Source organism: Pseudomonas sp. RW407 (assembly GCF_003176655.1).
Taxonomy (GTDB): Bacteria; Pseudomonadota; Gammaproteobacteria; order Pseudomonadales; family Pseudomonadaceae; genus Pseudomonas; species Pseudomonas delhiensis.
In genome coordinates, this window is the sequence record NZ_QGSL01000029.1 from 404,953 (window position 1) to 417,665 (window position 12,713).

A 12,713-nucleotide genomic window follows, 5' to 3' on the forward strand; every position below is an offset into this window, starting at 1 on the left:
TTGCCCTCAACGCAGTTTCAACGTGGCCAGGCCGATCAGCACGAGAATCACCGTGATGATCCAGAAGCGCACGATCACGCGCGGCTCCGGCCAGCCCTTGAGTTCGAAGTGGTGGTGGATGGGCGCCATGCGGAACACCCGTTTCCCGGTCAGCTTGAAGCTGGCGACCTGGATGACCACCGACAGGGTTTCCATGACGAACACCCCGCCCATGATGAACAGCACGATCTCCTGGCGGACGATGACCGCGATGGTGCCCAGCGCGGCGCCCAGGGCCAGTGCGCCGACGTCGCCCATGAAGACCTGCGCCGGGTAGGTGTTGAACCAGAGGAAGCCAAGGCCCGCGCCGACGATGGCGGAGCAGAAGATGATCAGCTCGCCGGCCCCGGGCACGCTGGGGATCAGCAGGTATTCGGCGAACTTCACGTTGCCCGACAGGTAGCAGAAGATGCCCAGGGCGCCGCCGACCATCACCGTCGGCATGATCGCCAGGCCGTCCAGGCCGTCGGTCAGGTTCACCGCGTTGCTGGAGCCGACGATGACGAAGTAGGTCAGCACCACGAAGAAGATGCCCAGGGGAATCTCGATGTTCTTCAGCAGCGGCAGGATCAGGGTGGTTTCCACCGGGGTCTCGGCGGTCAGGTAGAGGAAGACCGCGGCGCCCAGGCCGAACACCGACTGCCAGAAATACTTCCAGCGGCTCGGCAGGCCGCGGGAGTTCTTCTCGATCACCTTGCGGTAGTCGTCGACCCAGCCGATGGCGCCGAACAGCAGGGTCACGGCCAGCACCACCCAGACGTAGCGGTTCGACCAGTCGGCCCAGAGCAGGGTGCTGATGGCGATGGCGGTGAGGATCAGGGCGCCGCCCATGGTCGGGGTGCCCTTCTTCGACAGGTGCGACTGCGGCCCGTCGTTGCGCACGGCCTGGCCGATCTGGCGGATCTGCAGGGTGCGGATCATCCAGGGGCCCAGCCACAGCGACAGGGCGAGCGCGGTCAGCACGCTGAGGATGCCGCGCAGGGTCAGGTACTGGAAGACGCCGAAGCCCTTGTAGAACTGTTGCAGGTACTCGGCGAGCAGCAGCAGCATCAATGTTTCTCCTCGGGGGAGGCGCACAACGCCGCGACGACCTTGTCCATCGCCGCGCTGCGCGAGCCCTTGATCAGAATGGTGGTGGTAGAGGGTTCGCCGGCCAGGGCCTGGATCAGGCTGGCCTGGTCGGCGAAGTGCCGGCCCGCCGCGCCGAACGCCTCGACGGCGTTGCGCATCAGCGGCCCCACGGCATAGAGCGCACCGACCTTGCCCGCGGCGTAGGCGCCCACCTCGCGGTGCGCGGCCTCGGCCCAGGCGCCCAGTTCGCCCATGTCCCCGAGGACCAGGACGGTCCGGCCGGAAAAGCCGGCGAGTATATCAACGGCCGCGCAGATTGACGCCGGGTTGGCGTTGTAGCTGTCGTCGATCACCCGCATGCCGTTCGTCGCCAGCTGGGCAACCGCGCGGCCCTTGACCGGCTGCAGTTGCGCAAGACCCCGGGCGATCCCGACCAGCGGCACGCCCAGGGCGTGGGCCGCGGCCGCGGCGGCCAGGGCGTTGGCGACGTTGTGTTCGCCCAGCAGGTTGAGCTGGATGCGCGCCTCGCCGGCCAGCCCCAGCAGGGTGAAGCCGACGCAGCCGCGGGCATCGCGCTGCAGGTCGCGGGCGCGGAAGTCGGCGTTGCCATTGTTCAGCGCGAAACTCAGTACCCGGCGGCCGGCGGCGCGGGCCTTCCAGGTGTCGAAGGCGCGGTCGTCGAGGTTGAGCACGGCGCTGCCGGCCGCATCCAGGCCTTCGAGGATCTCGCCCTTGGCCAGGACGATCCTGTCCTGGCCGCCGAACTCGCCGACGTGGGCGGTGCCGGCGTTGGTGATGATGGCCACCTGCGGGCGGGTCAGGCCGACGGTGTAGGCGATCTCGCCGACCCGCGAGGCACCCAGCTCGATCACCGCGCTGGCGTGCTGCGGGCCGATCTGCAGCAGGGTCAGGGGCGCGCCCAGGTCGTTGTTCAGGTTGCCGCGGGTGGCCAGGACCTCGCCCTGGGTCCGCAGGATGCTGGCGAGCATCTCCTTGACCGTGGTCTTGCCGCTGGAGCCGGTCACCGCCGCCACCTGGCCGGTGAAGGCGGCGCGGTTCAGCGCGCCGAGGCGGCCGAGGGCCTCGCGGGTGTCGGCCACCAGCAGCTGCGGCAACGGCGCATCCGCCACCTCGCGCTGCACCAGGGCGGCGACGGCGCCCTTGGCGGCGACCTCGGCGAGGTAGTCGTGGCCGTCGAAGCGCGGCCCGCTGAGGGCGACGAACAGCTGGCCGGCCTCGATGGCGCGGCTGTCGGTGCTCACCGCGTCGAAGGCGACGTCGGCGCCCAGCACGCGGCCTTCCAGGGCGGCGGCGACTTCACTGAGCAGCAGCGGCTTAAGCATCTTTCTTCACCTCCCAGGCAGCCAGCGCCTTGGCGGCTTCTTGCAGATCGGAGAACGGCTGGCGGACGCCGGCGATCTCCTGGTAATCCTCGTGGCCCTTGCCGGCCAGCAGCACCACATCGGCGGCGCCGGCGCCGGCGATCAGCTGGGCGATGGCCTGGCCGCGGCCCGGCACGAAGCGCACCGCCTCGGGCCTGGCGAAGCCGGCACGGATGTCGTCGATGATCCGCGCGCTGTCTTCGCTGCGCGGGTTGTCGTCGGTCACCAGCACGCCGTCGGCATGCCGTTCGGCCACCTGGGCCATGAGCGGGCGCTTGCCGCGGTCGCGGTCGCCGCCGCAGCCGAACAGGCACAGCAGCTTGCCGTGGGCATGCGGGCGCAGCGCCAGCAGGACCTTCTCCAGGGCATCGGGGGTATGGGCGTAGTCCACCACCACCAGCGGCTTGTCGCCGCCACCCAGGCGCTGCACGCGGCCCACCGGCCCCTGCAGTCGCGGCAGCACCTTGAGGATGTCGCCCAGCGGGTAGTCCAGGCCGAGCAGCGCGCCGACCACCGCCAGCAGGTTGCTCAGGTTGAAGCGGCCGAGCAGCGAGCTGCGCAGCACGCCCTCGCCCTTGGGCGAGACCAGGTGGGCTTCGACGCCGGCGTCGCTGAAGCGCGCCTCGCGGCAATAGAGGAAGGCGCTGGCGTCTTCCAGGCTGTAGCCCATCAGGCGCGAGGGGTGCGCCTCGCCGGCCAGTTGGCGGCCGAAGGCGTCGTCCAGGTTGATCACCCGGCACTTCAGGCCCGGCCAGGCGAACAGCCTGGCCTTGGCGGCGCCATAGGCTTCCATGGTGCCGTGGTAGTCCAGGTGGTCGCGGGACAGGTTGGTGAACACCGCGACGTCGAATTCGAGGGCGGCCACGCGGCCCTGCTCCAGGCCATGGGAGGACACCTCCATGGCCACGGCGCGCGCGCCGTCCTGCTTCAGCCGCGCCAGGGTGGCCTGTAGCGCCAGGGCGTCGGGCGTGGTGTGCTTGCCGCTTTCCAGGGCGCCGTGGAAACCGCTGCCGAGGGTGCCGACGATGCCGCAGCGCTGGCCGAGCAGGTCCAGGGCCTGGGCCAGCAGCTGGCTGACGCTGGTCTTGCCGTTGGTGCCGGTGACGCCGATCAGCTCGATGCCACGGCTGGGCTCGCCGTAGAAGCGCCCGGCGATGGCCGAGAGCTGGGCGGCCAGGCCCTTGATGGCGACCAGCGGCGTATCGCCGATGGGCGCGACGGACGCCCCCGCGGCCTCGTAGGCGATGGCGGCGGCGCCACGGGCGACGGCGTCGGCGATGTGCGCGCGGCCGTCGTGCAGGGCACCGGGAATGGCCAGGAACAGGTCACCCGGCTTGACCGCGCGGCTGTCCAGGGTCAGCTCGCGGATCAGCACGCCGGTTTCAGCCTGCGGCAGCAGTTGGTTAAGGCTCATCGGCATCAGCCACGCCCTCCTTTCATGGGCGCAGCATCGGCTTGCTGCTGCGGGGTCGTCTGCAGGTTGTCTGGCGGAATGTTCATCAATCGCAGCGTGCCGGACATCACCTTGCTGAACACCGGAGCCGAGACCAGGCCGCCGAAGTAGCCGGCCTTGCTGGGCTCGTCGATTACCACGACGACCACGAAACGCGGGTTGCTCATCGGCCCGAAGCCGGCGAACAGCGAGCGGTAGGAATTCTCGGCGTAGCCCTTGGCGCCGGTCTGGGTCTTGCGCGCGGTACCGGACTTGCCGGCCACATGATAGCCGGGGACCTGGGCGCGATAGACGCCGTTCGGCGCCTCGACCACCTGCTGCAGCATGCCCTGCATGGTCTTGGCGACCGGCTCCGGGATCACCTGGCTGGCGGTCGGCTGGCGGTCGGCGCGGACCATGGTCAGCGGCACCGTCTGGCCGTTGTTGGCCAGGGCCGCGTAGGCGTGGGCCAGCTGGATGGCGGTGACCGACAGGCCGTAGCCGTAGGACAGGGTGGCGGTCTCGGCCTTGCGCCACTCGCGGTAGTTGGGCAGGTTGCCGACGCGCTCGCCGGGGAAGCCCAGGCCGGTGTCCTGGCCCAGGCCGACCTTCTGCATCAGTTGGTAGATGGCCTCGCCGCCGATGTCGAAGGCGACCTTGCTCATGCCCACGTTGCTGGAGCGGATGAGGATGCCGGTGAGGTCCAGCACCGGGCCTTCGGTGCGCGACACGTCGCGGATGGTGTAGCGGCCGATCTGCAGCGTGCCCGGGTAGACCTCGACTGTGTCGCTGGGCTTCCAGCGCCCGGTCTCCAGCGCCGCGCTCATGGAGAACGGCTTCATGGTCGAGCCCGGCTCGAAGACGTCGATCATGGCGCGGTTGCGCATCATCTCCGGCTGCATGTCGCGGCGGTTGTTCGGGTTGTAGGTCGGCTGGTTGGCCATGGCCAGGACCTCGCCGGTCTTCACGTCGAGGATCACCAGGCTGCCGGCCTTGGCGCCGTTCTCGACGATGGCGTTGCGCAGCTCGCGGTTGGCCAGGTACTGCAGGCGCAGGTCGATGGACAGCGCCAGGGTCTTGCCGGCCTTGGCGTTGCGCGTGACCTGCAGGTCGCGGATCAGGTGGCCGCGGCGGTCCTTGAGCACCTGGCGCTTGCCCGGCACGCCGGCCAGCCAGCTGTCGTAGGACAGCTCGACGCCTTCGCGGCCGCGGTCGTCCACGTCGGTGAAGCCGACCACCTGGGCGGTCACGTCGCCGGCCGGGTAGAAACGACGAAACTCCTCGATGGAGTAGACGCCGGGAATCCTGTTGGCCTTGACCTCGGCCATCACCGCCTCGCCCTGCTCGGGCGTGAGCCCGCGGACCAGGTAGATGAATTCCTTGTCGGCCATCTGCTCCAAGCGCGCGCTCAGCGCGTCGCGGTTGACCCCCAGGGCGTGGGCCAGGATCGGCCACTTGTCGCGCTCCAGCACCAGCTCCTTGGGGTTGGCCCAGAGGGTGGCGACCGGGGTGCTCACCGCCAGCGGCTCGCCGTTGCGGTCGGTGATCTGCCCGCGGTGGGCCGGAATGGAGATGTGCCGCACGCTGCGCGCGTCGCCCTGCTCCTGGAGGAAGTCGTGGTCGATCACGTGCAGGTCGACGATGCGCCAGACGATGGCGGCCACCATCGCCAGCAGCAGCCCGACGGCGACGCGGAAACGCCAGGGGTAGAGCGCGCCGTTGAGGTTCTTCATGGCGCCACCATGATGATTTCCGCCGGGTCCGGCACGCGCATCTTCAACTGGCCGGTGGCCAGGGTCTCGATGCGGTTGTAGGCGGTCCAGGTGCTCTGCTCCAGGACCAGCCGGCCGTACTCGGCCTGCGCCTTGTCGCGCACGCTCAGCTCGGTGTACAGGGTGTTCAGCAGCTGGCGGTTCCAGTAGGCGCTGTAGGCCACGGAAATCGCCGACAGCAGCACGCCGATGAACAGCAGCAGCATGATGAAGCTGCCGGTGGGCAGGCGCTTGGCGAACAGGCGGCTCATCGCAGCTTCTCCGCCACGCGCATCACCGCGCTGCGCGAGCGCGGGTTGGCCTTGAGCTCGGCGTCGGAAGCGTATTGCGGCTTGCCCAGCAGCTTCAGGCGCGGGTCGAAGGCCTTGGCGCGGATCGGCAGGTCGCGCGGCAGGTTGTCCGCCTCGCCCTTGGCGTGCTTGCGCATGAACTGCTTGACGATGCGGTCTTCCAGGGAGTGGAAGCTGATCACCACCAGGCGGCCACCCACCGCCAGCGCCTCCAGGGCGGCGTCCAGGCCGCGCTCGAGGTCGCCCAGTTCGTTGTTGACGTGGATACGCAGGCCCTGGAAGGCCCGGGTAGCCGGGTTCTTGCCCTTTTCCCAGGCCGGGTTGGCCTCGGTGATCACGGCCGCGAGGTCGGCGGTGCGCTCGAAGGGTTTCTCCGCCCGGCGCTGCACGATGGCGCGGGCCATGCGCTTGGCGAAGCGTTCCTCGCCGTACTCCTTGAACACCCGGGCGATCTCGTCCTCGGCGGCGTTGGCGATCCACTCGGCGGCGCTGACGCCGCGGCTCGGGTCCATGCGCATGTCCAGCGGGCCGTCGTTGAGGAAGCTGAAGCCGCGCTCGGGGTCGTCCAGCTGCGGCGAGGACACGCCCAGGTCCAGCAACACGCCGTCGACGCGGCCGGTCAGGCCGCGCGCGGCCAGCTCTTCGCCCATCTCGGCGAACGACCTTTGTACAACGACGAAGCGGCCGTCTTCGGCCGCCAGTGCTTGACCCGTGGCTATCGCCTGGGGGTCCTTGTCGAACCCGAGCAACTGTCCGCCCGGGTCCAGCCTGCCAAGCAAGGCCCGGCTGTGCCCTCCCCTGCCGAAGGTACCGTCCACATAACAGCCACCCGCCCTCGGGGCCAGCGCGTCGACGGCCTCCTCGAGCAGAACGGTGATGTGTTGGTAGGTGGCGTTCACAGGCAGGCTCACAAAATCAGGTCGCGTAGTTCATCCGGCAGTCCGCCGGGTTCCTTGATGGCGGCGAGGTCGGCCTCGGCCACCGCATTCCACTTGTCTTCGTCCCACAGCTGGAACTTGTTCAACTGGCCGACGAGCATCGCCCGCTTGTCCAGCCCGGCGTACTCGCGCAGCCGCGGCGGCACCAGGAAACGCCCGTTGCCGTCCAGTTCCAGGTCCACCGCGTTGCCGATCAGCAAACGCTGCAGGCGCCGCGTTTCTTCACGCAGCGAGGGCAGCTCGCGGAGCTTGGCTTCGATGAGTTCCCATTCGGGCAAGGGGTAGACGGTCAGGCAGGGGTCGACGGCATCGATAGTGACGATGAGCTGGCCATTGCAACGCGAAACGAGCTCGTCACGATACCGACTCGGCATCGCGAGGCGCCCTTTGGCGTCGAGACTGATGGCGTTTGCTCCGCGAAACACGTCAGCGTTTCCCCCGGTGGTTGGCTTTCCTTGCCAGTTGATCCCACTTTTACCCACTTCATACCACTTGCGCACACTATAGAAATGCGCACTCCCCACCGTCAAGGCGAGGCCGGAGGGAAAAATCCTTATAGGACGGAGATTTAGCGTGCTTTTAAGAGGTTTCGTAGCGTTTTTGACGCTACCTGGAAAGGCAAAAAGCCCAGTGTTTTCAAAACACTGGGCTTTTCTACTTAAAGCAACTTCTTAAGATTTATGCTTCTTCCATCGCGCGACAAATGGTCGTTGTGGGAAGAAGTGGGAAAAGAGGAGAGAGTCGATCTGTAAGCCGGGTTCTGTCGAGGACAGCCATTCCTCTGGGACGCCCATCACTGAACGCCTCAAGCGACCTACCCGAATCCAGCGCGGGCCACGCAACGGATTCCTATTTGGTCTTGCTCCGAGTGGGGTTTACCTAGCCACGCACTGTTGCCAGCCGTGCGGTGCGCTCTTACCGCACCTTTTCACCCTTACCGGCGCTGTAGCGCTTAGGCGGTTATTTTCTGTGGCACTTTCCGTAGGCTCGCGCCTCCCAGGCGTTACCTGGCACTCTGCCCTATGGAGCCCGGACTTTCCTCCCCCATGTGGAAACCACATGGCAGCGACTGTCCAATCGACTCTCCGGCGCCAAGGTTAGCGGCAGCGGCTGCCTGCCGCAAGGGCAATCCGCCAGCCAGGGACGAAGGTCCCGGATTCGCCGGCAGGTGCTTCAGTCCGCCTTGCGCTCCAGCGCCGCCTGGTACAGCAGGTTCTTACGCACTCCGGTGATCTCCGCCGCCAGCGCCGCCGCGCGCTTGACCGGCAGCTCCGCCAGCAGCAGGTCGAGCACCCGCAGCGCTTCGGCGTCGATGCCTTCCTCCTGCGGCGCCTCCCAGCCGGCCAGCAGCAGCACGCACTCGCCGCGCTGCTGGTTGGCGTCCGCCGCCACCCACTCGCGCAACTCGCCCAGGGGCAGGCCCTTGAGGGTCTCGAAGGTCTTGGTCAGCTCGCGGGCCAGCACCGCCTGGCGCGCCTCGCCGAACACCTCGGCCATGTCCTGGATGCACTCCAGCAGGCGGTGCGGCGCCTCGTAGAAGATCAGCGTGCGCGGCTCCTCGCGCAGCGCTTCCAGGCGCGCCTTGCGCCCGGCCGTCTTGGCCGGCAGGAACCCTTCGAAGACGAAGCGGTCCGACGGCAGGCCCGCCGCCGACAGCCCGGCGATCAGTGCGCAGGCCCCCGGCACCGGGACCACCCGGATGCCCGCGGCGCGCGCCTGGCGCACCAGGTGGTAGCCGGGATCGGAAATCAGCGGCGTGCCGGCATCGGAGACCAGCGCCACGTCGTCCCCCGCCAGCAGGCGGGTGATGAAGCGCCCGCCCTGCTCGCGCTCGTTGTGCTCGTGGCAGGCGGCCAGCGGCGTCTCGATGCCGAAGTGCTGCAGCAGGCGGATCGAGTGGCGGGTGTCCTCGGCGGCGATCAGGGCCACCTCGCGCAGGGTGCGCTGGGCACGGGCGCTGATGTCGTCGAGATTGCCGATGGGCGTAGCCACTACATACAAGGTACCGAGGGACACGCAGCACTCCTTAATCCCGAACCGGAAAATTCCCCATTGTATCCCGTTTCAGGCGCCTGCCATCGCCTCGGCCAGCCGCCTTGGGTACAATTGCCGACTCTTTGAATGCGCCACGAGAAGCCCGATGATGATCGCTCGACTGCGTCCGCTTTCCGCCCTGTGCCTGGCCACCCTGCTGGCCGCCTGCGCCAGCTCGCCCTCTTCCAACCTCGGCGAGTTGCCGCGCACCCCGAACGCCAGCATCGAGCAACTGCTGCAGCAGGCCGCCACCGCCAAGCCCGAGGAAGCCGTGCTGCTCAAGCTGTCGGCCGCGGACCTTGCCTACCAGCAGAAGGACATCGCCCGCGCCGCGCAGATCCTCGAGCAACTGCCGATGGATAGCCTCAAGCCGGCGCAGCAGATCTTCGCCAGCACCCTGGATGCGCAGATTTCCCTGGCCCGCAACAAGCCCAAGGCCGCCCTCAAGGCCTTCGACCACCCCAGCTTCGCCCACCTGGGCGAGCTGCCGGTGGAACAGCAGGCGCGCAGCGGCCTGGTCAAGGCCCAGGCCCTGGCCGCCGATGGCCAGGCCCTGGCCGCCGCCCGCGAGCGCGTGTTCGTCGACCCGCTGCTCAACGCCGAGGCCAGCAAGGCCAACCACGAGGCCATCTGGGGCCTGGTCTCCAGCCTGCCGGTGGAGCAGCTGCAACCGGTGGCCAACGAAGGCGACCTGAACGGCTGGCTGGACCTGGCCCGCGTGGTGAAGAGCGCCTCGACCCTGCAGGAGCAGCAGGCCAACATCGACACCTGGCGCCAGCAGAACCCGCAGCACCCGGCGGCCAAGCAACTGCCGGACGCCCTGGAGAAGCTCAAGTCGCTGGCCGCCCAGCCGCTGAACAAGATCGGCCTGCTGCTGCCCCAGCAAGGCCAGCTGGCCGGCGTCGCCCGCGCCCTGCAGGACGGCTTCATGGCCGCCTACTACCAGGCCCAGCAGGGCGGCAGCCAGCAGCCGGCCATCCAGCTCTACGACAGCAGCCAGGTGCGCTCGCTGGACGACTTCTACCGCCAGGCCCAGGCCGACGGCGTGCAACTGGTGGTCGGCCCGCTGGAGAAGCCGCTGGTCAAGCAGCTCGGCGATCGTCCGCAACTGCCCATCACCACCCTGGCCCTGAACTACACCGACAGCGCCCAGACCGGCCCGGCCCAGTTGTTCCAGTTCGGCCTGTCGGCCGAGGACGAGGCCCGCGAAGTGGCCCGCAAGGCCTGGGACGACGGCATGCGCCGCGCCGTGGCGCTGGTGCCGCGCGGCGACTGGGGCGACCGCGTGCTGGCGGCCTTCAGCCGTGACTGGCAGGCCCGCGGCGGCACCCTGATCGCCGCCGAGCACGTCGACCAGCCGGTGGAGCTGGCCCAGCAGATCGCCGACCTGCTCCAGCTGCGCCAGAGCGAAGGCCGCGCCAAGCGCCTGCAGGGCGTGCTCGACAGCAACGTCGACACCCAGCCCTCGCGCCGCCAGGACATCGACTTCATCTTCCTCGCCTCGACCCCGCAGCAGGCGCGCCAGATCAAGCCGACCCTGGCCTTCCAGTACGCCGGCGACCTGCCGGTCTACGCCACCTCCAACCTCTACACCGGCCAGAGCAACCCGGCGCAGGACCAGGACCTCAACGGCATCCGCTTCTGCGAGACGCCCTGGCTGCTGCAGACCGGCAACCCGCTGCGCCAGCAGGTCGTGGCCCAGTGGCCGCAGGCCGCCACCAGCCTCGGCCGCCTCTACGCCATGGGCGCCGACGCCTACCGCCTGGCCCCGCGCCTGCCGGAGCTGAAGGCCCTGCCGAGCATGCAGCTCGACGGCTTCACCGGCAACCTGAGCCTGGCGCCCAACCAGCGCATCCAGCGCCAGCTGCCCTGGGCGGAGTTCCGCAATGGCCAGGCGCAGGCACTGGAGAACGGCGGCCTTTGATCGGCGGGCGCGGCGGCTCCGCCGAACTCGGGCGCCGCGCCGAGCAGCTCGCCCGCGAGCACCTGCAAGGCCAGGGCCTGCGCCTGCTGGCGCAGAACTGGCGGTGCCGCCGTGGCGAGCTCGATCTGGTCATGCTGGACGGCGATACAGTAGTATTCGTCGAAGTTCGCTGCCGCCGGCACCAGGCCTGGGGTGGCGCCCTGGAAAGCGTGGATGCGCACAAGCGCCAGCGGCTGGTCGCCGCCGCCGAACATTTTCTGCAACAGGAAGCCCGCTGGTCCCGGCACCCCTGCCGGTTCGACGTAGTGGCGGTGCAGCCCTCCGCGGGAACCCCACCCGCTCAACTGAACTGGATCACCAACGCCTTTGACACCTGATCAGACGCTCGACGAAAGGTCACACCTGATGGACATGCAATCCCGTATCCGCCAGCTCTTCCATGCCAGCATCGAGACCAAGCAGCAGGCCACGGAAGTGCTGATTCCGCATATCGAACAGGCCAGCATGGTGATGGTCAATGCCCTGCTCAACGAAGGCAAGATCCTCAGTTGCGGCAACGGCGGCTCGGCGGGCGACGCCCAGCATTTCTCCTCGGAACTGCTCAACCGCTTCGAGCGCGAGCGCCCGAGCCTGCCCGCCGTGGCCCTGACCACCGACAGCTCGACCATCACCTCGATCGCCAACGACTACAGCTACAACGAGGTGTTCTCCAAGCAGATCCGCGCCCTCGGCCAGCCCGGCGACGTGCTGCTGGCTATTTCCACCAGCGGCAACTCGGCCAACGTCATCCAGGCCATCCAGGCTGCCCACGACCGCGAGATGGTGGTGGTGGCCCTGACCGGCCGCGACGGCGGCGGCATGGCCTCGCTGCTGCTGCCGGAGGATGTCGAGATCCGCGTGCCGGCCAAGGTGACCGCACGCATCCAGGAAGTGCACCTGCTGGTGATCCACTGCCTGTGCGACCTCATCGATCGTCAACTGTTCGGGAGTGAAGAATGAGTCGTAGTCCGCTGACCCTCGCCGGCCTCCTTGCCCTGACCCTGGTCATGGGCGGCTGCAGCAGCTTCCTCAGCGCCACCCGCGAGGAGCCCATCGACGACAACCGCGGCACCCGCACCATCGGCAGCACCATCGACGACTCGCTGATCGAGACCAAGGTCGCGGTCAACGTCGCCAAGGCCGATCCGGACCTGGACCGCAACTCGCACGTCGTCGTCATCAGCTACAACGGCGTGGTCCTGCTGGCCGGCCAGACGCCACGCGCCGACCTGAAGAACAAGGCCGAGCAGGCCGCGCGCAACGTGCAGAAGGTCAAGACCGTGCACAACGAGCTGCAGGTCATCCAGCCCTCCTCGCTGCTGGCGCGCAACAACGACACCTGGCTGACCACCAAGATCAAGACGCAGATGCTGGCCGACGCCAACGTGCCGTCCTCGCGCATCAAGGTCGTCACCGAGAACGGCATCGTCTACATGCTGGGCCTGGTGACCCGCCGCGAAGGCGACCTGGCCACCCAGGTGGTGCAGAACGTCAATGGCGTGCAGAAGATCGTGCGGTTGTTCGAATACATCGACTGAGCGAGTTCAGCCGGTTGAAAAAGCCCCGCCAAGCGGGGCTTTTTCTTGGCGCTGCGACCGCTGCAGGGCGCATAACCGTTCGCGGTTATCCGCCGTTGGCCAAAATTGCACCGGGACGCCCGGCGTGGCCGGTGAATCCAATCGCGGACGGAGTCCGCTCCTACGCTCGTGCTTCCGGAGCAGGCTCTGTCCGCGATTCGGCGGATAACGCCGTAGGCGTTATTCGCCCTACGGTTCCGGAGAAATGCCACCAC

At 68.2% G+C, this 12,713-nt stretch carries 12 protein-coding genes and 1 other RNA gene; 4 read left to right on the forward strand and 9 right to left on the reverse strand.

Annotation, left to right across the window (positions count from 1 at the left end; all coding sequences use genetic code 11):
- Window positions 1–6 precede the first annotated feature (6 nt).
- From mraY to rsmI, 9 genes are all read right to left on the reverse strand, one after another.
- Entirely contained in the window at window positions 7–1,089 is a 1,083-nt protein-coding gene (gene mraY, locus DK254_RS02710; protein WP_109932036.1) for a phospho-N-acetylmuramoyl-pentapeptide-transferase, read from the reverse strand.
- Window positions 1,089–2,453 (reverse strand): UDP-N-acetylmuramoyl-tripeptide--D-alanyl-D-alanine ligase, encoded by a 1,365-nt coding sequence (gene murF, locus DK254_RS02715; RefSeq protein WP_109932038.1) that lies wholly within the window; start codon window positions 2,451–2,453, stop codon window positions 1,089–1,091. Before murF ends, mraY begins: the two co-directional genes overlap by 1 nt.
- Complete coding sequence (locus DK254_RS02720) at window positions 2,446–3,912, reverse strand: UDP-N-acetylmuramoyl-L-alanyl-D-glutamate--2,6-diaminopimelate ligase (RefSeq protein ID WP_109932040.1); 1,467 nt, start codon at window positions 3,910–3,912, stop codon at window positions 2,446–2,448. Before DK254_RS02720 ends, murF begins: the two co-directional genes overlap by 8 nt.
- Window positions 3,912–5,657 carry a penicillin-binding protein 2 gene (locus tag DK254_RS02725; protein ID WP_109932042.1) on the reverse strand — a complete coding sequence of 582 codons (1,746 nt, stop codon included), beginning with the start codon at window positions 5,655–5,657 and terminating at the stop codon, window positions 3,912–3,914. Before DK254_RS02725 ends, DK254_RS02720 begins: the two co-directional genes overlap by 1 nt.
- Window positions 5,654–5,947, reverse strand: coding sequence for a cell division protein FtsL (gene ftsL, locus DK254_RS02730; RefSeq protein WP_009617905.1), 294 nt, complete (start codon window positions 5,945–5,947; stop codon window positions 5,654–5,656). The genes DK254_RS02725 and ftsL overlap by 4 nt, the downstream gene beginning before the upstream one ends.
- The gene (gene rsmH / locus DK254_RS02735) at window positions 5,944–6,885 is read right to left on the reverse strand and encodes a 16S rRNA (cytosine(1402)-N(4))-methyltransferase RsmH (RefSeq protein WP_109932943.1); all 942 of its coding nucleotides are present in this window, start codon (window positions 6,883–6,885) and stop codon (window positions 5,944–5,946) included. The genes ftsL and rsmH overlap by 4 nt, the downstream gene beginning before the upstream one ends.
- Window positions 6,886–6,893: 8 nt before the next feature.
- Window positions 6,894–7,349, reverse strand: a complete 456-nt coding sequence (mraZ, locus tag DK254_RS02740) for a division/cell wall cluster transcriptional repressor MraZ (RefSeq protein WP_089390647.1) — start codon at window positions 7,347–7,349, stop codon at window positions 6,894–6,896.
- Window positions 7,350–7,657: 308 nt separating this feature from the next.
- An RNA gene (rnpB, locus tag DK254_RS02745) (RNase P RNA component class A) lies at window positions 7,658–8,009 on the reverse strand.
- 88 nt (window positions 8,010–8,097) lie between these two features.
- Entirely contained in the window at window positions 8,098–8,940 is an 843-nt protein-coding gene (gene rsmI, locus DK254_RS02750; protein ID WP_109932044.1) for a 16S rRNA (cytidine(1402)-2'-O)-methyltransferase, read from the reverse strand.
- A 127-nt stretch (window positions 8,941–9,067) separates the two neighbouring features.
- Here rsmI and DK254_RS02755 point away from each other — a divergent pair, with 127 nt between their 5' ends.
- The 4 genes from DK254_RS02755 to DK254_RS02770 are packed head-to-tail and all read left to right on the forward strand — an operon-like array spanning window position 9,068 to window position 12,459.
- Complete coding sequence (locus tag DK254_RS02755; RefSeq protein ID WP_109932944.1) at window positions 9,068–10,882, forward strand: penicillin-binding protein activator; 1,815 nt, start codon at window positions 9,068–9,070, stop codon at window positions 10,880–10,882.
- Window positions 10,882–11,259, forward strand: a complete 378-nt coding sequence (locus DK254_RS02760; RefSeq protein WP_371921101.1) for a YraN family protein — start codon at window positions 10,882–10,884, stop codon at window positions 11,257–11,259. The genes DK254_RS02755 and DK254_RS02760 overlap by 1 nt, the downstream gene beginning before the upstream one ends.
- 28 nt (window positions 11,260–11,287) lie before the next feature.
- The gene (locus tag DK254_RS02765; RefSeq protein ID WP_009617899.1) at window positions 11,288–11,881 is read left to right on the forward strand and encodes a phosphoheptose isomerase; all 594 of its coding nucleotides are present in this window, start codon (window positions 11,288–11,290) and stop codon (window positions 11,879–11,881) included.
- The gene (locus DK254_RS02770) at window positions 11,878–12,459 is read left to right on the forward strand and encodes a BON domain-containing protein (RefSeq protein WP_109932048.1); all 582 of its coding nucleotides are present in this window, start codon (window positions 11,878–11,880) and stop codon (window positions 12,457–12,459) included. The genes DK254_RS02765 and DK254_RS02770 overlap by 4 nt, the downstream gene beginning before the upstream one ends.
- The last annotated feature ends 254 nt before the right edge of the window (window positions 12,460–12,713 follow it).